At 63.3% G+C, this 19,501-nt stretch carries 17 protein-coding genes; 15 read left to right on the top strand and 2 right to left on the bottom strand.

The window, feature by feature from the left end; translation table 11 throughout:
• Window positions 1–39 precede the first annotated feature (39 nt).
• The 15 genes from arc to AB4Z38_RS10425 all read left to right on the top strand — a co-directional run bounded on the left by arc (window position 40) and on the right by AB4Z38_RS10425 (window position 17,743).
• Window positions 40–1,854, top strand: a complete 1,815-nt coding sequence (arc, locus tag AB4Z38_RS10495) for a proteasome ATPase (protein WP_441429648.1) — start codon at window positions 40–42, stop codon at window positions 1,852–1,854.
• A gap of 50 nt (window positions 1,855–1,904) precedes the next feature.
• Window positions 1,905–3,521, top strand: coding sequence for a depupylase/deamidase Dop (gene dop / locus AB4Z38_RS10490; RefSeq protein WP_441429670.1), 1,617 nt, complete (start codon window positions 1,905–1,907; stop codon window positions 3,519–3,521).
• A gap of 122 nt (window positions 3,522–3,643) precedes the next feature.
• Window positions 3,644–3,847 carry a ubiquitin-like protein Pup gene (locus AB4Z38_RS10485; protein ID WP_234749319.1) on the top strand — a complete coding sequence of 68 codons (204 nt, stop codon included), beginning with the start codon at window positions 3,644–3,646 and terminating at the stop codon, window positions 3,845–3,847.
• Between the two features lie 78 nt (window positions 3,848–3,925).
• Window positions 3,926–4,735, top strand: coding sequence for a proteasome subunit beta (gene prcB, locus AB4Z38_RS10480; protein WP_441429647.1), 810 nt, complete (start codon window positions 3,926–3,928; stop codon window positions 4,733–4,735).
• Between the two features lies 1 nt (window position 4,736).
• Window positions 4,737–5,444 carry a proteasome subunit alpha gene (prcA, locus tag AB4Z38_RS10475; protein WP_441429646.1) on the top strand — a complete coding sequence of 236 codons (708 nt, stop codon included), beginning with the start codon at window positions 4,737–4,739 and terminating at the stop codon, window positions 5,442–5,444.
• 1 nt (window position 5,445) lies between these two features.
• Window positions 5,446–6,810, top strand: coding sequence for a Pup--protein ligase (gene pafA / locus AB4Z38_RS10470; RefSeq protein ID WP_441429645.1), 1,365 nt, complete (start codon window positions 5,446–5,448; stop codon window positions 6,808–6,810).
• A gap of 100 nt (window positions 6,811–6,910) precedes the next feature.
• Window positions 6,911–7,855, top strand: a complete 945-nt coding sequence (locus tag AB4Z38_RS10465) for an FKBP-type peptidyl-prolyl cis-trans isomerase (RefSeq protein WP_441429644.1) — start codon at window positions 6,911–6,913, stop codon at window positions 7,853–7,855.
• A 49-nt stretch (window positions 7,856–7,904) separates the two neighbouring features.
• Window positions 7,905–8,300: an FKBP-type peptidyl-prolyl cis-trans isomerase gene (locus AB4Z38_RS10460; RefSeq protein WP_059389230.1), complete on the top strand. Its 396-nt coding sequence runs from the start codon at window positions 7,905–7,907 to the stop codon at window positions 8,298–8,300.
• Between the two features lie 110 nt (window positions 8,301–8,410).
• Window positions 8,411–10,417 carry a helix-turn-helix transcriptional regulator gene (locus AB4Z38_RS10455; protein ID WP_441429643.1) on the top strand — a complete coding sequence of 669 codons (2,007 nt, stop codon included), beginning with the start codon at window positions 8,411–8,413 and terminating at the stop codon, window positions 10,415–10,417.
• Between the two features lie 20 nt (window positions 10,418–10,437).
• Complete coding sequence (locus AB4Z38_RS10450; RefSeq protein WP_441429642.1) at window positions 10,438–10,788, top strand: hypothetical protein; 351 nt, start codon at window positions 10,438–10,440, stop codon at window positions 10,786–10,788.
• A gap of 32 nt (window positions 10,789–10,820) precedes the next feature.
• The gene (tatA, locus tag AB4Z38_RS10445; protein WP_441429641.1) at window positions 10,821–11,087 is read left to right on the top strand and encodes a Sec-independent protein translocase subunit TatA; all 267 of its coding nucleotides are present in this window, start codon (window positions 10,821–10,823) and stop codon (window positions 11,085–11,087) included.
• Window positions 11,088–11,135: 48 nt separating this feature from the next.
• Window positions 11,136–11,930 carry a twin-arginine translocase subunit TatC gene (tatC, locus tag AB4Z38_RS10440; RefSeq protein WP_441429669.1) on the top strand — a complete coding sequence of 265 codons (795 nt, stop codon included), beginning with the start codon at window positions 11,136–11,138 and terminating at the stop codon, window positions 11,928–11,930.
• A gap of 24 nt (window positions 11,931–11,954) precedes the next feature.
• Window positions 11,955–14,852, top strand: a complete 2,898-nt coding sequence (locus AB4Z38_RS10435) for a DEAD/DEAH box helicase (protein ID WP_441429640.1) — start codon at window positions 11,955–11,957, stop codon at window positions 14,850–14,852.
• 32 nt (window positions 14,853–14,884) lie between these two features.
• On the top strand, window positions 14,885–16,561 hold the full coding sequence (locus AB4Z38_RS10430) for an amidohydrolase (protein WP_441429639.1): 1,677 nt from the start codon (window positions 14,885–14,887) through the stop codon (window positions 16,559–16,561).
• 438 nt (window positions 16,562–16,999) lie between these two features.
• Window positions 17,000–17,743: a polyprenol monophosphomannose synthase gene (locus AB4Z38_RS10425; protein WP_441429638.1), complete on the top strand. Its 744-nt coding sequence runs from the start codon at window positions 17,000–17,002 to the stop codon at window positions 17,741–17,743.
• A 71-nt stretch (window positions 17,744–17,814) separates the two neighbouring features.
• On the opposite strand, the gene AB4Z38_RS10420 is transcribed toward AB4Z38_RS10425, so the two are convergent.
• Window positions 17,815–18,162 (bottom strand): RNA polymerase-binding protein RbpA, encoded by a 348-nt coding sequence (locus AB4Z38_RS10420; RefSeq protein ID WP_059389983.1) that lies wholly within the window; start codon window positions 18,160–18,162, stop codon window positions 17,815–17,817.
• A gap of 242 nt (window positions 18,163–18,404) precedes the next feature.
• On the bottom strand, window positions 18,405–19,424 hold the full coding sequence (locus tag AB4Z38_RS10415) for an SPFH domain-containing protein (RefSeq protein WP_441429637.1): 1,020 nt from the start codon (window positions 19,422–19,424) through the stop codon (window positions 18,405–18,407).
• Window positions 19,425–19,501: the final 77 nt, after the last annotated feature.

The raw sequence follows: 19,501 nt of genomic DNA, 5'->3' as shown, positions 1-19,501 counted from the left end.
AAGGTCTATTTATAGAAAGCGGGAAGGAGCTGATGCTTCGTGGATACGTCGAACAATGACTTCGGGCGAACGACGCCGGAGGAGCCAGCGAACAAGGCTGTGGCCGAGGGAAAAGCGGGACACGGGGGTGGGGCAATCCAACCGGTGGACGACGCCGCGGAACTCACTGTCGCGGAACGCCAGATAAACATCCTTCGAGACAAACTGCGCCACATCGACCGTCAGCTTGCCGCCGCCACCCAGAACAACACCAAGCTCGTGACCATGCTGGAAACGGCGAAGGCCGAAATCCTGCGGCTCAAAGGAGCCCTCGAGCAGGACGGCCAACCGCCGTACAGCTTCGGGACCATCCTGCAGATCAATCCGAGGCGGCAGCCAACGGCAGGCAGCACCGGCCAGGCGGCCACCGAGGAATCAGTCGACATCTTCAATGCCGGCCGCAAGATGCGTGTGGGCGTCAGCCCGCTCGTAAACATCAACCAGCTGGCTGTCGGACAGGAAGTCCTCCTCAACGAGGCCCTGCTCGTGGTGACCGGCCTGGGCTATGAACGGGCAGGCGAACTCGTCACGCTCAAGGAAATGCTTGGCACGGACCGCGCACTGGTAGTGGGCAGGGCCGATGAAGAGCGGGTAGTCAGGCTTTCAGGCGCCTTGCAGAAGGTGCACCTGCGCGTCGGCGATGCTTTGTCGCTGGATTCCCGCACGGGCTACGCCCTGGAGAAGGTGCCCCGGGCAGAGGTCGAAAACCTTGTCCTCGAGGAAGTCCCTGACATTACTTACGAGGACATCGGCGGCCTGGGCCCGCAAATCGAACAGATCCGCGACGCCGTGGAACTCCCGTTCCTGCACCCGGACCTGTACCGCGAACACGGGCTCAAGGCGCCCAAGGGCATCCTGCTTTACGGGCCTCCGGGTTGCGGCAAGACGCTGATCGCGAAGGCCGTTGCCAATTCCCTTGCCGCGCGCGCCTCCGAACGGGCCGGCAACGTGGACCTGAAGAGCTACTTCCTGAACATCAAGGGACCTGAACTCCTTGACAAGTACGTCGGCGAAACAGAGCGGCACATCCGCCTGATTTTTGCACGTGCCCGGGAGAAGGCCTCGGATGGCAGCCCCGTGGTGGTGTTCTTCGACGAAATGGACTCACTGTTCCGCACCCGCGGCACCGGTGTGTCCTCCGACGTCGAAACAACCATCGTCCCGCAGCTCCTGAGCGAGATCGACGGCGTCGAACGGCTGGACAACGTCATCGTGATCGGCGCGTCGAACCGCGAGGACATGATCGATCCGGCTATTCTTCGTCCCGGCCGGCTTGACGTGAAGGTCAAGATCCAGCGGCCCGACGCCGAAGCGGCCGCCGACATTTTCGCCAAGTACATCACCACCGACCTTCCTTTCCACGCGACGGATCTGGCAGAGCACGGCGGCGACGTCCAGGCCACAGTCGACGCCATCATCCAGCGCACCGTTGAAGCCATGTATTCGACGGAGAAATCCAACGAATATCTCGAAGTGACCTACGCCAACGGCGATACCGAGATGCTCTACTTCAAGGACTTCAATTCCGGCGCGGTTGTCCAGAACGTCGTGGACCGGGCCAAGAAGTACGCCATCAAGGACCTCCTGCTGACCCAGCAGAAAGGCCTGCGGATCGACCACTTCCTGCGCGCCGTCGTCGACGAATTCCGCGAACACGAGGACATGCCCAACACCACCAACCCGGATGACTGGGCACGCATCTCAGGCAAGAAGGGCGAACGCATCACCTACATCCGTACAATCGTCCAGGGCAAGGCCGGCCAGGAGCCCGGGAAGTCGATCGAGACGACTCCAAACACCGGCCAGTACCTGTGACGGCCCGGCCGGAAGGCCTGCCTTCGGACAAGCTTCCCGTGGGCGGGGCCATGCGGGTCATGGGTTCGGAAACTGAATACGGTATCCACGCGCCTTCTGCGCCAGGGGCGAACGCCACGATGATGTCCGCGCGGATCATCCAGGCCTATGCCAACCTGACGCGACAGCGGGCGGCGGGGGGCGCTGAAACCCGCTGGGACTACACGGACGAAGAACCCCTGCATGATGCACGCGGTTGGACAGTTGAGCGCAGCGCAGCAGACCCCAGCCAGCTGACCGACAGGCCTCCCGTGCTCGACGCCGAGGCCGTTGCGTTGGCATACGGGCGGCAGGAGCTCGAAGCTGACGGCGGCGATGAGTCAGGATCGTTGCTGATGAACATGGTCCTCGGCAACGGGGCCCGCCTGTACGTGGACCATGCCCATCCGGAATATTCCAGTCCCGAGGTCACGAATCCCCGTGACATCGTCGCGTGGGACGCGGCCGGCGACCTCGTTGCCCTGGCCACGGTTCGGAAGGTGGCCGCCGATCCTGATCTGCCGGCGATCAATCTGTACAAGAACAACACGGACAACAAATCGGTGTCCTACGGTTCCCACGAGAACTACCTCATGCCGCGCTCGGTGCCTTTCGGAGACATCGTCCGCGGCCTGACGCCGTTCTTCGTCACACGCCAGGTCGTCTGCGGTGCGGGGCGGCTCGGCAAGGGCCAAGACGGTTCAACTTCCGGATTCCAGATCAGCCAGCGTGCGGATTTCTTCGAAGCCGAGGTAGGGCTGGAAACCACCATCAGGCGTCCGATCATCAATACCCGGGATGAACCGCATGCCACCGCGGACAAATACCGGCGCCTGCATGTGATCATCGGCGATGCCAACCTGAGCCAGGTGTCGAACTACTTGAAGTTCGGCACGACGGCATTGGTCCTCAGCCTCATCGAAGCCGGCCAGGCTCCGAAGATCGAAGTACATGAGCCCGTGGCGGGCTTGCAGGCAATCAGCCACGACACCTCCCTCACTGCCACGGTCAGGCTTCTTGACGGACGGCGCGTAACAGCGCTGGATATCCAGTGGATGTACTACGAGGCAGCGGCCAAACTTGGCCAGGAAACCGGGGTCTCCGATTCCTTCAGTGGCGACGGCCACACCCGGGATGTCCTGGAACGGTGGGAGTCGACGTTGGGGCTCTTGGGGAGCAACCCCGCGGGTGCCGCGTCTTCCGTCGAATGGCTGGCCAAAATGTCGCTGCTGGATGGCTACAGGAACCGTGACGGCCTTGAATGGAACGACGCCCGGCTGGGTCTCGTCGATTTGCAATGGTCCGACGTGAGGCCGGAAAAGGGCCTGTACTACCGCATGCTTTCCCGCGACCGGATGCAGACGATCGTCGACGACGCCACGATCAGCCGCGCTGTGGTCGAACCGCCGTCGGACACTCGCGCATATTTCCGGGGGAAGTGTGTTTCCAGCTTTGGCAAGGACGTGGTCGGCGCCAGCTGGGATTCGGTCATCTTCGACGTTCCCGGCATCGGGAAACTTCAGCGTGTGCCCACCCGGGAACCGCTCCGCGGCACGGAAGCACTCACCGGACAGCTGTTTCGGAAACACGCCACAGCGGGTGCATTCCTCCGTGAATTGCTCGGCCTGGACCCGGCCCCGCCCGCCTGAACGGGCGGTCGACTAAAGGCTGCCAAACGGGCCCTTAAAACCGCAGCGTCGCGGCCCGCCCCGTGGCAGTATGGCATTACAGGAAGTCCCCGTTGCCGGGGATGGACAGAATGGAGAAGGAAATGGCAGCTCAGGAGCAGCAGCAACCGCAGTCGCGGGACGTCGAGGCAGAGGCCGACGCCCCCGAGGCGCCGCCCGCAGCGCCGGAGGCACAGGCTTCGGTCGCCACACAGGGCGTAGACGATCTCCTCGACGAAATCGACGGTGTTCTTGAATCGAACGCCGAAGAGTTCGTCAGGGCATTTGTGCAAAAGGGCGGCCAGTAGCCAGCCGCCAGCTAAGCCAAGGGCCCGGCCGGCGCGAGGCCGCCGGGCATCGGATGTCAGAGTCGAAGGAGCGCAGCAATGCAGGATCCATCAGCCGGCCACCTGGCCACCCAAGCAACGTCTTCGTTCATAGAGCATCTGCAACGCTCCAGGCCTGAACTCCTTCCCTTTAGTCAAGCGCTGCCCGCGGGACAGATTCCGCCGGTGCCCCATGCCACAACAATCGTCGCCCTCAGCTACCCCGGCGGCGTCCTGATGGCGGGGGATCGGCGTGCCACCATGGGCAACGTGATCGCCAGCCGGCATATCGAGAAGGTCTTCCCGGCCGACGAATATTCCGTCCTGGGAATTGCCGGAACCGCGGGCCTGGCCATCGACATCACACGGTTGTTCCAGGTGGAACTTGAACACTACGAAAAGATCGAGGGCACGCTGCTGAGCTTGGACGGCAAAGCCAACAGGCTTGGAGCCATGATCCGGGGAAACCTGCCGATGGCCATGCAGGGCCTCGCAGTGATCCCGCTCTTCGCGGGCTTCGACCAGGCAGCCGGCGTCGGACGGCTTTTTTCCTACGATGTCACCGGGGGACGGTACGAGGAATTGGAGCACCATTCGGTCGGCTCCGGTTCCGTCTTCGCGCGTGGTGCCTTGAAGAAGCTGTGGCGGCCGAACCTCACCGAAGACGAGGCGGTCGCCGTCGCGGTTGAAGCCCTCTATGACGCCGCCGACGACGACTCCGCCACGGGCGGTCCGGACCCCGTCCGGCAACTCTGGCCGGTGGTATATACCGTCAACCGCGCCGGTGCCCGCCGGGTGTCGGAACGGGAGTTGGCGGCGATCGCTGGATCCATTGTTGAATCACGCACAGTTGCCGGACGGGAGGCCTGAGATGACCCAGCAGTTTTATGTTTCGCCCGAACAACTGATGAAGGACCGCGCGGATTTCGCGCGGAAGGGCATTGCCCGCGGCCGTTCCGTCGTGGTGATCAGTTGCGCTGACGGCATCGCGCTGGTGGCTGAGAACCCGTCGCCGTCGCTCCACAAGATCGGTGAGATCTACGACAAGATCGCGTTCGCCGCCGTGGGCAAGTACAACGAGTTTGAGAGCCTTCGGCAAGCGGGTGTCCGCTATGCCGACGTCCGCGGCTATTCATACGATCGCGAGGACGTCACTGCCCGCGGGCTGGCAAGCGTCTACGCGCAGAGCCTTGGCGCGGTCTTCACCGCGGAACAAAAGCCGTTCGAAGTGGAGCTTGCCGTGGCCGAGGTCGGGCACACGCAGGCCGAGGACCATCTTTATCGGCTGACTTTCGACGGTTCGATTGCCGACGAGAACGGCTTTGTAGTGATGGGCGGCTTGGCCGAGCAAGTAGCCGAGACCGTGGCCCGCGGTTGGAAGGCTGACCTCGATCTGGCCGGTGCACTGCGACTGGCCGTCAAGGCGCTGGCCACGGACAAGGAAGTGGACGCCCTGCCCGGCACCGCGGTTGAGGCCGCCGTGTTGGACCGAAGTCCGGAAAGCGGGCGCGGATCCCGGCGGGCCTTCCGGCGGCTCAGGGCAGAAGAAATCACGCAGCTGCTGGCAGGGGAGGCCTGAGATGGACAAAAGGATATTCGGGATCGAAACGGAGTTCGGTATTTCGTACTCGAGCCCCGACTCACGGCCATTGGCTCCCGAGGAGGTCGCCAGGTATCTCTTCCGCAAAGTGGTGAGCTGGGGACGTTCCTCCAACGTGTTCCTCACGAATGGCTCCCGCCTGTACCTGGATGTCGGCTCGCACCCGGAGTACGCCACCGCGGAATGCGACGACCTCGCGCAGCTGATCGCCCACGACCGGGCCGGGGAGCTCATTCTCGATGACCTGGTTGACGAAGCGCAGGCGCGGCTCGCTGCGGAGGGATTCAACGGAACGGTCTACCTGTTCAAGAACAACACCGATTCCGCCGGCAATTCCTACGGCAGCCACGAAAACTACCTGATTCCTCGGCGGGGTGAGTTCTCGCGGCTCGCCGAGATCCTCATCCCCTTCCTCGTCACACGGCAACTGATCGCCGGTGCGGGCAAGGTCCTGAAGACACCCCATGGGGCCACGTTCGCATTCTCCCAACGTGCCGACCACATTTGGGAAGGCGTGTCTTCCGCGACGACGAGATCCCGCCCCATCATCAACACGCGTGATGAGCCTCACGCCGATGCCGAGTTCTTCCGCCGTCTGCACGTGATCGTCGGCGATTCCAACATGTCCGAGACCACCGCCCTGTTGAAGGTGGGAACAGTGGATCTGCTCCTGCGCATGATTGAGGCCGGAGTGATCATGCGGGATATGCGCATGGAGAACCCCATCCGCAGTATCCGGGAAATTTCCCACGATCTCAGCGGTAAAGCCTTGGTGCGCCTGGCCAACGGCAGGCAACTGACGGCCCTGGACATCCAGCGTGAGTACCTCGCCAAGGTCACGGCCTTTGTAGCATCAAATGGAGCCCACAATCCGCACGTGCCGCTCATCCTGGATCTTTGGGAACGGACGCTGGACGCGATCGATAGCGGCGACACCAGCGCAATAGACACGGAAGTTGACTGGGCCATCAAGAAGAAGCTGATGGACGGATACATGCGTCGCCATGGAATCGGCCTCGACTCCTCGAGGATCGCGCAACTGGACCTCACCTATCACGACATCTCGCGCAAGCGCGGGCTCTTCTTCCTGATCCAGTCCCGCGGCGCGGCGCGGCGCCTCGTGGCCGACACGGACATCAAGGATGCCGTGGATGCGCCGCCGCAGACCACCCGGGCAAAACTCCGCGGCGACTTCGTGCGGCGCGCCCAGGAACTCGGCCGTGACTACACCGTGGATTGGGTCCATCTGAAGTTGAACGACCGCGCGCACCAGACGATTTTGTGCAAGGATCCCTTCCGTAGCGTCGACGAAAGAGTGGATGCCCTCCTGGACTCGATGAGCTGACTCCCAGCTTCACCGGCTACTCTGGAGGTTGGCCTTTTAACAGGCCTCTACGCGCATGGCCCGGCCATGCCCTCCTTTTGCCCCGACGAAAGTTCAATTTGTGCGACGTCTACTAGCAATTCTTATCCCCGGCCTCTTGCTGGTCACCGCCTGCGGCGGAAGTCCGGCAACAACAGCGACCCCGGAGCCCACCAGTCAGTCCGCCGGCGAAGTAGCCAAGCTGGATTCCCTCAAGGTCTCCGACAATGGAGACAAGAAGGCACCCGGCCTGGAATTCAACAAGCCGCTGGACGTAACGCAGCCGACCATCAAAATGGTCAGCGACGGCACCGGCGACAAGGTGAAAGCCGGACAGGTGGCGCAGATCACCTACATTGCCGTCGATGGCAAGGACGGCAAGACCCTCGAAGACACATTCCCGACAGGGTCCCAGCCCGTCGAACTGAACGACCAGCTCAAGACTGGCAGCGCCGTGCTTTACAACGCGCTCGTCGGTGCGAAGGTGGGCGCTGACATCGCTTTCGCCGTCCCCGGAACTGCGGCGTCGGCTGAAGCAGCGGCAACGTCATCCCAGCTGGTGGTCTTCAAGATCACTGGCGTCAAGGACGCAGTCAAGCCCTTGGACAAGCCCGAGGGCGATACCGTCACTCCGCCCGCAGGCCTCCCAACGGTCAAGGTCGATGACAAGGGAATTCCGCAAATTTCCGTCGACGGCGCGAAGGCGCCGCAGGCCCTCGTCTCCCAGGACCTCATCAAGGGCAAGGGCGCAGTCGTCAAGGAAACGGACACCCTGACGGTCAACTATGTCGGCGTCACCTTGGCTGATGGCAAGAAATTCGACTCCAGCTACGACAAGGGCCAGACCGCCAGCTTCGCGCTCAACGGCGTCATCAAGGGCTGGACGCAGGGCCTTGCGGGCAAGACGGTCGGCTCCCGTGTCCTCCTGGTTATCCCGAAGAGCCTCGCATATGGCGACGCCGCCGCAGCCCAGGGCCAGCCCACGGGCGACCTCGTCTTCGTCGTGGACATCCTGGGCGCCCAGTAGCCTTCCGTAAACTTCCATAACACCGTCCCTATCAAATTGAGGAGTACCCATGTCATTTGGTCAGCGTGATTACGACCGCACTAAGCCGGAGATCGACTTCCCGGAGGGCGACGTCCCCACGGAACTCGTTATCAAAGACATCATCGTTGGTGACGGCGCCGAGGCCCAGGCCGGCGACACCGTCTCCACCCACTACGTTGGCGTTGCTTGGTCCACCGGCGAGGAATTCGACGCGTCGTGGGGCCGTGGCGCACCGCTGGACTTCCGCGTGGGCGTCGGCCAGGTCATCCAGGGCTGGGACCAGGGGCTGCTTGGCATGAAGGTCGGCGGCCGCCGCCGCCTTGAAATCCCCTCCGAGCTCGCCTACGGCTCCCGTGGCGCGGGCGGGGCCATCAAGCCCAACGAAGCCCTCATCTTCGTGGTGGACCTCGTGGCAGTCCGCTAGGTTTCACAGCCCTAAGTTCCAACGCATGGGAAGGCGCGCCTGCAGCCGGAGAAATCCGACCGCAGACGCGCCTTCCGCCTTTGCCGGAGGAATTTAGTAACGTAGCAAGCGTGTCCGCATCACGTACCGAACGACTCCTGAACCTGCTGATCGCCCTTCTGAACACGAAATACGGGCTGTCCCGGGCCGTTCTCAGGCAGAAGGTCTATCACGACGCCGGCGACAGCGACGTCGCGTTCGGACGCATGTTTGAACGAGACAAGTCAGAGCTGAAGCGCTTTGGCTTCGACATCGAAACACTCCTCGACCACGGGTTCGGTTCGGACGATCCCGCTTCGACCCGCTATCGCATCGGCAAGGAATCCAATCGCTTGCCGTATGTGCACCTGACGCCGGCTGAGGGCACGGTCCTGCTCCTGGCTGCCCAGCTGTGGGAACGCGCGGCGCTCGGCTCGGCCGCTGCAAGCGCGCTACGGAAGCTGCAGGCTTCCGGCGACCTCGCCGACGTCGAACTCCCCGCCGGGGTGCAGCCGCGCATCAAGCCCGCCGGCCAGGCTTTTGACGACATCATCGTGGCCATGAACGGCCGGCACCCCGTAAGTTTCGGCTACCGTGCCGCGAGCACCGGCAAAGACGAACTTCGCATGGTGGAGCCCTGGGGCCTCGGGAGCCGCTTCGGCCAGTGGTACCTGGTGGGCTTCGACCGGGACCGGAAGGCGAAACGCTTTTTCCGGCTGTCCCGGATGACGAGCGATGTCCATGTTGAGACCGGGTTTCACTGCAAGACACCTCCAGGGTTTGATACCCGTGCCGAACTGGACAGCCTCAATGAACTTCCCTTGCAGGAGGCCCGCCTCGACGTGGCCGAAGGCCGTTTGCTGGGTCTTCGCAGGCGCGCGGCGGGTGTCAACGGTGCCGCCGGCGCCAGCGGCTCCCAAGCGGGCAGGGACAGCCTCTCGGTGCCGTTCCGGGATAGTGAGCTGCTCGCCGAAGAACTAGCCTCCTATGGTCCCCACGTGCTCGTGGCCGGACCTCCCGAGCTGCGCGACGCCGTGATCCGCCGCCTTGAAGCTGCCGCGGCGTTCGCGTCGAGCCCAGCCGTCGAGGTCCGCTTCTCCGGCACCGGACCAGCGCCGCGGACGCGCAAACGGACCTCGGAAGACCAACTGAACCGCATGCTCCAGCTGGTCCCCTTCCTTGTCCACAACCAGGGCCTGCCCATCCAGGAGGTAGCGGACCGTTTCGGAGTCACCCGTGAGGAACTGGTCGAGGACCTGAAGATCCTGATTTGCTCCGGCCGCCCCGAAGGCTATCCGGATGACTTGTTCGATATCGATTGGGAAAACGAGCACGTCTACATCCGCGAGCACCTCGACCTCAACCGGCCCATCGGCTTCAGCGTCGACGAGGCTTGTGCCCTGCTGACGGGCTTGGCAACCCTGGGCGGACTTCCCGCCCAGGCAGGAATGTCGGAGGACGAGCAAAGCGGAGCCCTGGAGTCCGTGACCCTGAAGCTCACCGGCGCTGCGGGGGAGGCCGGCCGCTTGGCGGCGGCCGTCGCCGGCCCACCCGTGACCCCGGCCGACGCCGGGGCGTTCGACACCATCACCCGGGCGATCCAGTCGGGTCATCAATTGCGGCTTCGTTACCTGTCACAGCAACACGACTCAGTTTCCGAACGCGACGTCGACCCTTTCCGGCTCTATTCCTTGGACAACACCTGGTACTTCGAGGCTTACTGCCATAGCAAAGCCGGACTGCGGAACTTCCGCCTCGACCGCATCGAGGAGATCGCGCCCAACGGCCGTCCGGTTTCCAAGAGCGCAGGCGTCGAGGAAGGCGTCCCGGTGAAGCTGTACACGCCCAACGACGACGACGTCGTCGTCGTCCTCCAATTGACCCGGCAGGGCGTCGGGCTGGCGGACGACTATTATGCGGAGCGGACGGCCGTGCTTCCTGACGGCGGCTTGCTCGCCGAGGTCCGGTTCGGAAATGCGGACTGGTTGCCGATGTTCGTAGCGCAGCACGGCGGTGCGGCCCGCATATTGCAGCCCACAGATCTCGCCGACGCCTCGGTAGCCTGGGTGGCCGCCGCACTTGCGCAGTACAAGCAATGAAGGCTGGTTAGACTACTCAAATGCCTTGGTGGTCCTGGATCCTTTTGTGGCTCGCGCTGATTGCCTTGTCGCTGCTTTGCTATGTCCTGCTGGGCGTCCGGCTCTTCCGGAAGTTCATGGCTACGGTGCATGAATTGAGTGCCGCGGGGGAGCAGCTCGGTCATCGCACGCACCTTCGCGAACACGCCGACGACGACGGCGAAGCGTCGCCGAAAGTGCTTGGCGCGGCCGTTTTTGCCTCACCGGAACAGATGCGTCATGATTACGTGACGGCCAAGGCCTCCCGCCAGGAAGTGCGTCGCCAAAAGCGCGTTAAGCGCAAAGCAGAACGGGGCCAACCCCAGTCTCTGCACGACATCGATTTCAGTTAGACGTAGGATGTATTCCAACGAAAGGACTTCCCGTGGGACGACTATTTGATGGCCCTTGGCCAATTGTCATTATCATCATCGTGGCCCTGCTGCTGTTTGCGGCACCCAAGCTGCCCGCCATGGCCCGCAGCCTCGGCCAGTCGATGCGCATCATCAGATCCGAAGTCAAGGAAATGAAGAACGACGGGAAGCCGGCGGCCAAGGACGATTCGGACCCCGTTGAAGGCAAAGTGGTCAACCACCCCGAAACGAACAAGAGCGGCAACGACACTGACGTTCCGCCTGCAAACCGTAGCTAAGCAGTAGTGGCAACGAAGACGGGCCGCAAAGCCAACCCCGAAGGGCGGATGGCGCTCCTAGAGCACCTGAAGGAGCTTAAGAATCGGCTGATCAAGTCGGCCATCGGCGTTCTCCTTGGCGCCGTGGCAGGGTGGTTCCTCTATGAGCCGGTGGTCAACAGCCTGTCGGATCCGTTGATCAAGATCGCCCAGGAGACCAAACGGACCGCGGTCCTCAACTTCGCGAGCGTGGGGGATCCCTTCGACTTCAAGCTCCGTATCGCCATCCAGATCGGCTTGGTGCTCTCCAGCCCCATCTGGATCTACCAGGTTTGGGCATTCATTACTCCCGGCCTGACCAAGAAGGAGCGCCGCTACACGCTCGGGTACATGGCCGCGGCGGTGCCATTGTTCCTGGTTGGCGTGTATGTTGCATGGACGGTCATCCCGAACGTCGTCCGCGCGCTTCTGCAGTTCACGCCGCAAAACGGCGCGAACAACATCGACGCATCCCAGTACTTGACGTTTGCCACGCACATGCTTCTTTTCCTCGGCATCGCCTTCCTGGTGCCGGTGGTGTTGGTGGGCGTCAATATGGCAGGCGTCTTGAGCGGCAGGACCATCCTCAAGGCCTGGCGCATCACGGTCTTCCTCGTGTTTGTCCTGGCTGCCGTTGCCGCGCCCGGTGCGGACGCGCTGTCAATGTTCATGCTCGCCGGTCCCCTCTTGGTGCTGTTCTTTGCCGCGATCGGACTCTGCATGTTGAACGACAAACGGCGCGCGCGCCAGCAGTCGAAGATTGCCGCCGAGACGGAAGCCACGGCCGATGTCGCCACACCTGCCTCCGATCTGGAGAATCTGTAGTCTCACGGCCACTAGGCTTGAAGTATGTCCTCCAATTCAGGGGCCCTTTCGCCCTCAGACGCCTTTCAAGCCGCAGCGCAACGGAGTGCTGAGTCGCAAACCTATCTTGGCACCTTTGCCCGGACACTGGAGTTCGAGCTTGACGAATTCCAGCGTGACGCGTGCCGTTCGCTCCAGGAAGGCAAGGGAGTGCTCGTGGCGGCCCCCACGGGGGCCGGGAAGACAATCGTCGGCGAGTTTGCCATCTATCTGGCGCTCGAACGCGGGCTCAAGGCGTTTTATACAACGCCGATCAAGGCACTAAGCAACCAGAAGTTCTCCGAGCTCTCGGCGAAGTACGGTGCCTCAAGCGTGGGACTGCTGACCGGTGACACCACGATCAACGGCGAGGCTCCGATTGTCGTGATGACCACTGAGGTCCTGAGGAACATGCTGTACGCGGACTCGGACACCCTGGGGGACCTTGGCTACGTGGTGATGGATGAGGTGCACTACCTGGCAGACCGCTTCCGCGGCGCCGTGTGGGAAGAGGTGATCATCCATCTGCCCAGCGAGGTGCAAGTGGTTTCCCTCAGCGCAACAGTGTCCAACGCGGAAGAGTTTGGTGCGTGGCTGGACACAGTGCGCGGACACACTGACGTGATTGTCTCCGAACACCGTCCTGTCCCCTTGTGGCAGCACGTCATGGTGGGGCGCGAGATCGTCGATCTCTTCGCCGGGGATACCAGCTTTGACGAGATCGCTCCGGAGGCACCGGACGGCGAAGCGCCCGCGCCGGAGGCAGTGCGCGAGCCGGACCGGAATCCCCTGCAACGGGAATTCGAGGTCAACCCGGAGCTGCTGTCCATGGCCCGGGCAGAAAGCCAGATGAACTTCCGTGGTCGCTTTGGCCATGGCGGACGCAGTCGCCGCCGCCAGGACCGTCAGCGTGACAACACTGCCGGGGAGCAGCGCAGCCCGGTGCGCAAGGCCAGCCGGCCCCAGATCATTGCGAGCCTGGACCGCCAAGGACTGCTTCCGGCCATTACGTTCATTTTTTCCCGTGCCGGCTGCGACGGGGCGGTCGCGCAGTGTGCCGCCGCCGGGCTGTGGCTCACGACGGAGCGGGAACAACAGATCATCGCGTCCCGGGTGGATGAGGCGAGCCGCGAGATTCCAGCCGACGACCTCGATGTCCTGGGTTTTTGGAGCTGGCGGGACGGCCTGCTCCGCGGGCTCGCGGCGCACCATGCCGGTTTGCTGCCGACCTTCAAGGAAGTCGTGGAGAAGCTCTTCGCCGATGGCCTGGTGAAAGCCGTTTTTGCCACGGAGACCCTCGCCCTGGGCGTCAACATGCCCGCCCGCTGCGTCGTCCTCGAGAAGCTTGACAAGTTCAACGGTGAAGCCCACGTCAACATCACCGCGGGGGAGTACACGCAGTTGACCGGCCGCGCGGGAAGGCGTGGAATCGACGTCGAAGGCCACGCCGTGGTCCTTTGGCAACCGGGTACTGACCCTGCTGCCGTCGCCGGCCTCGCTTCGCGGCGCACCTACCCGCTCAACTCAAGTTTCCGGCCTACTTACAACATGAGCATCAACCTGATTGCGCAGTTCGGTCGGCCCAGGGCACGGCAAATCCTCGAATCCTCATTCGCCCAGTTCCAGGCGGACCGTTCCGTGGTGGGGCTGGCCCGGCAGGTTCGAAGCCGCGAAGAGTCGCTGGCCGGCTATGCGGAATCCATGAAGTGCCACCTGGGCGACTTCACCGAGTACGCAAAACTCCGGCGGGACCTCGGCGAGGCCGAGCAATTTGCCTCGAGGAGCACCTCGCGGGCCCGCAAATCATTGACCGTGGACTCGCTGGCCCGGCTCATGCCCGGCGACATCGTCAAGGTTCCGGGCGGACGCTCGCCGGGATACGCCGTCGTGCTCAACGCCGATCCCAACTCGCGGGAACCGCGCCCCGCGGTCCTCACGGAAGACAACCAGCTGCACAGGATCGGTGCCCACGAAGTCGAAGGTCCGGTCGCTCCCGTGTCCTGGATCCGGATTCCGAAGTCGTTCAACGCTAAGCTGCCCAAATCCCGTCGTGACCTGGCATCCGCCATGCGGAATGCCGTGCGTGAAGGACGTCCGCCGGCCCGCGGCACGAACCGGAGCGAAGACTTCGGCCGGGCCCGCTACATGCCGGACCAGGAAAAGAAGATCGCAGACCTCCGCCGCGCACTGCGCGCCCATCCCTGCCACGGCTGCAGCGAACGCGAGGACCATGCCCGCTGGGCCGAGCGCTGGTGGAAGCTTCGCCATGAGACCGACGGGCTCGTCCGGCAGATCCAGGGCCGTACCAACACGATCGCGAAGACATTCGACCGCGTGTGCGATGTCCTCGCTGCCTACGGTTACCTCCAGACGTCCGACGCCGGCCATGTCACTATCAGCGCGGACGGCCAGCGCCTGCGCCGCATCTACGGCGAAAAAGACCTGCTGATCTCCCAATCCATACGCCAAGGGGCCATCAAGGACCTCGATGCCGCCGAGCTGGCCGCGCTGGCCAGCACGATGGTCTACCAAGCCAAGCGGGACGATCGCGGCCTGCGGCCCAAAATGCCGTCCGTATCCCTCGAAACGTCCGTGGACATCGTAGTGCGTGAGTGGTCCGCGCTGGAGGACGTCGAGGACAAAAACAGGCTGCCGTTGACCGCCGAGCCGGAGCTCGGACTTGTCTGGCCCATCTTCAAATGGGCGAAGGGCCGCCATCTTCAAGAGGTTCTCAGCGGCACCGACCTCGCCGCAGGCGACTTTGTGCGCTGGGCGAAGCAGGTCATCGACCTGCTGGACCAGATGGCAAAGATTCCAGGGCTTGAACGGCGCCAAACCAAGACGTGCCGCGAAGCGATCGATCTGGTCCGCCGCGGCGTCGTCGCGTACTCCAACGTCTCCTGACACACCACAGATTCCCAGCAAGGAGCATAACCATGACTCATCCAGGCGTGCCCGCCGATACCCGGCCCCGCAAGGTCACGATGTACCGGAACGGTTCCGTTTACACAGCCGCGGATCCCTTCGCGACGGCAATGCTGGTTGACGGAGACACCGTTGCCTGGGTTGGTTCGGAGCAGGCAGCCACCTCGATTGCCGATTCTTCGATGGAAATCATCGATCTCCGGGGAGCCTTGCTGGCGCCGGGTTTCGTAGACTCCCACATGCACCTCACGGAGACCGGAATTGCTTCCGATTCCCTCCAGCTCGCCGGGGTCCACTCGGCACGGGAGCTGCTCGACGCCGTCGCCCTGGCTGCCAGGGCTCTGGGCGCCACCGGCGCCGTGCTTGGCCACGGTTGGGATGACTCGCTCTGGCACGAAAAGACGCTGCCCACGCCGGAGGAGCTCGACCGGGCGGCGGGCGGGCGCAAGGTGTACCTGGCGCGCGTGGACGCACACTCCGCCCTTGCCTCGTCCTCCTTGGCATCCGCCGCGGGCCTGAACGGCCTTGACGGGTACGACCGTTCCGCCCACGTCCTGAGGGCTGCCCACACCGCGGCGCGGCTCGTCGCCAGGCAATTCCCCGACACCGAACGCCGCCGATACCAGGAACTGGCCCTGCGGGAGGCTGCGGCCAACGGCTACGTCGCCCTGGCCGAAATGGCGGCCCCGCACATTTGCAGCGTCGATGACCTTCGGATGTCTGCGTCGTGGTACTCCGCTTCGGGGAACGAGGGCAGCGCGGGCGTCCCCGGGATCCTTCCCTATTGGGGCGAACTCGCCACATCGGCCGAGCATGCCGCTGCCATCCTGGAAGGCTTGGGCGTGCCCGTTCTTGGCCTGGCCGGTGATTTGAACATCGATGGCTCCATCGGTTCGCGAACGGCTGCCCTCAGCGCAGACTACGCAGACGCGCCCGGCCACCGCGGAAGCCTCTATGTCTCCGTGGACGAAGCCGCCGGCCACATTGCGGCCTGTTCAGTGCTCGGTATCCAGGCAGGCTTCCACGTCATTGGCGACGCGGGACTGAAGACGGCACTGGATGCCTTGGACCTTGCCGCGTCGGAAGTGGGGGAGCAACGGGTCCGTTCCGCCGCGCACCGCCTGGAACATGTGGAAATGGCGGATGCCGGCGATCTCGCCCGGCTTGCGAAGTATTCGATTACAGTGAGCGCACAGCCCGCCTTCGATGCCACCTGGGGCGGGGCGGGAAAACTGTACGAACAGCGCCTGGGGGCGCGAAGCTTGGCCATGAACCCCTTCGCTTCGTACTACTCCACCGGCGTGCCTGTCTGCTTTGGAAGCGATAGCCCGGTCACCCCGTTGCGCCCATGGTCCAGTGTCAGGGCATGCTTGGAACACAGCAATCCGGATCAACGCATTTCGGCGCGGGCGGCGTTCCTCGGACACACCCGGGCTGGTTGGCGGGCCGGCAAAGAGCGCAATCCGCTCATGGGGCAATTGGTTCCCGGGGCCCCTGCAAGTTTCGCAGTGTGGGAAGTCGAAGAGCTGATGGTGCAGGTGGCCGATGACCGCGTCCAGTCCTGGTCTACCGATCCGCGCGCACGAACGCCGCTCCTCCCCGCGCTGGACAGCGGTAGCGATCCCGCTTGCTTACAGACCGTGCGGGAAGGCGAGGAGATCTTCGCGAGTGAAACTTTGCGGTCATAGTTGCAGATAGCCTTGCTGGCTTTGAGGGCGCCTGACCTGCGAGTATAGATAAAGCCCCAGTTCAGACGGCGCTTGACAGGATTTGTGAAGTCCGTAGCATTTAGGGTCAACAGGCTTCCACAGGGAACACCTGGTTGTCTGGCCGCGGTGGGGTCCGCTGCCAAAAACAGTCATCGGACCCGTTTTCCAAGACCGTGGCACTCGTAGTGGGCAGGTCCACTGTGCCGCAGAAAACGGTTCGGCCTCGAGTTCAACACGCGGGCCGGCACTGGACCTGGGCTAGTGGACCTGCCCGCGACCAAGGATGCCCCGTGTGGCGGATGCCACAGGTGGCCCCGGGTACGTCAAGTTGTCGTCCTATAATGGAGAGTTGCGCCTGAATGCCAGCCACGCTGCTGCTCCGGCCCACTGACCGCTCCATCAAGGAAAGGCCTCTTCTTGCGTGTCCTGACGATCATCCCCACGTACAACGAGCTGGAATCGCTACCCAAGACCCTCGGACGGCTGCGCGCGGCTGTGCCCGCCTCCGACGTCCTGGTTGTCGACGACAACAGCCCTGACGGCACGGGACAGCTCGCCGACAGCATCGCCGCCGAGGACAGCCAGGTCCATGTCCTGCACCGCAAGGGCAAGGAAGGCCTTGGGGCCGCGTACATCGCCGGATTCAAATGGGGCCTGGCGGCCGGCTACGACGTCCTCGTCGAGATGGACGCCGATGGTTCGCACCAACCCGAGCAACTGCCGTTGCTGTTGGATGCGATCAACGACGGCGCCGACCTCGCCATGGGTTCACGCTGGGTTCCGGGTGGCGGCACCGTGAACTGGCCGCTCTACCGTCAAGCGATTTCACGCACGGGAAGCACCTATGCCCGGCTCATGCTTGGCTTGAAGATCAAGGACATCACCGGCGGATACCGTGCGTTCCGACGCAGCACCCTTGAGGCGCTCAAGCTGGACCAGGTCGAATCGGTTGGCTACGGCTTCCAGGTGGACCTGGCGTGGCGGGTCGCCAAACTTGGCCTGAAGATCGTCGAACGCCCCATCACCTTCGTTGAGCGCGAGCTCGGGGCGTCCAAGATGAGCGGCAACATTGTTATTGAGGCCATGATCAACGTCACCAAATGGGGGCTGGCCTCCCGTTGGGCCGCGTTGACCGGGAAGAAGACCCCGGTCTCAAAGTAGGCCGAAAAGACAAAGGCCGGGTCCGCGCTCTGCGAAGAGTGCGGACCCGGCCTTTGTCGTCAACAGTGCCGTTATGCCGAGCGGCGCTCTCCGCGACGCTCGCGCAGGATGTTCAGGCGGTCTTCGAGGATCTGCTCGAGCTCCGGAAGGCTGCGGCGTTCCAGCAGCATATCCCAGTGCGTGCGGACAGCCTTCTCGTTGGTGTCAACGGGGCGTTCGCCATCAACCAGGAGCGCTTCCTTGCCGGTCTTGGAAACCCAGACGGGAGGGATCTCGGCTTCGGAGGAGAAGGTAACGAAGACCTGCTCTCCGTCCGCGCAGCGGTATTCAACCCTCTGACGCGGCGCCGGCTCCACGCCGGATTCGGTTTCCATGCTCTGGGCGCCAAGACGCATGCCCCGCAGGCTGCGATCGCTCATGATTACTCCCTCTGTCTGTTCGCGGAACCAGGCTCCGCGCTAGCCGGACGCCACAATGGCGTCGCCCGGACTACTGTCTGCACACGTTGCATCACTAGATGAAACGCCTGACCAAGCGTTAATGTTCCGTTCGGATTGAACCGGCCGGACAAATACACCATTATACGCGGATCGAAGCGGACAGGACAAAGCGAAGGGGACCGGCCAGAGAATTTGGCCGGTCCCCTGCAAAGTGTCCTCAGTTACGCCGGCGGTTCTTGTGGAGCAGGCGTCGAGGGGGCGTGTCCGGAACCTACAGCTGGGGTGCTTGCCGGTGCAGGGACCTCAGCTGACGGCTTTGCGGGATCGCTGAACAGGTCTGCGACGCCTGATCCCCCGTTGGCGCCACCCAGTGCGCCGCCGATGCCCTTGAGGGCCTCACCGATCTCGCTGGGGATGATCCATAGCTTGTTGGATGATCCCTCCGCGATCTTCGGCAGGGTCTGGAGGTACTGGTAGGCCAGCAGCTTTTGGTCCGGGTTGCCTTTGTGGATGGCGTCGAAGACCTTCTGAATGGCCTGGGCTTCGCCATCGGCGCGGAGGATGGCTGCCTTGGCGTCACCTTCTGCGGCCAGGATTGCTGCTTGCCGTTGCCCTTCGGCGGTGAGGATCTGCGACTGCTTGGTGCCTTCGGCGGTCAGAATGGCAGCACGCCGGTCGCGCTCGGCCCGCATCTGCTTCTCCATTGAGTCCTGGATGGAGTGCGGCGGGTCGATTGCCTTGAGTTCCACTCGCGAAACGCGGATTCCCCAGCGTCCGGTGGCTTCGTCCAGGACCCCTCGGAGCTGGCCGTTGATCTGGTCGCGCGAGGTGAGCGCTTCTTCAAGGTTCAAGCCGCCGACGACGTTGCGGAGCGTCGTGGTGGTCAGCTGTTCAACAGCCTGGATGTAGTTGGCGATCTCGTAGGTCGCGGCCCGGGGATCCGTGACCTGGAAGTAGACCACGGTGTCGATAGAGACAACCAGGTTGTCCTCGGTGATCACAGGCTGCGGCGGGAAGGAAACCACTTGTTCGCGGAGATCCAACAGCGGCAGCAGGCGGTCGACGAAGGGGATCAGGATGGTGAGCCCGGGGTTGAGCGTGCGCTGGTACTTACCGAGGCGTTCCACGACGCCGGCGCGCGCTTGCGGGATGATCCTGATCGAGCGGACCAAAACGATAATCACGAATATGACGAGAACTAGCAGCACGATCGCGGCTGCAGTTCCTCCCAAGCTGTCCATACATCTCCTTCATTCCCCAGTTACGTATTTGATGCGGTTGTGTGCGGCAATGTGCCGATCGCTCGGCGTAGAACGCT

Source organism: Arthrobacter sp. 2RAF6 (assembly GCF_052115205.1).
In the GTDB taxonomy this organism is placed as follows: domain Bacteria; phylum Actinomycetota; class Actinomycetes; order Actinomycetales; family Micrococcaceae; genus Arthrobacter.
This window is presented reverse-complemented; position numbering and strand designations above follow the sequence as displayed.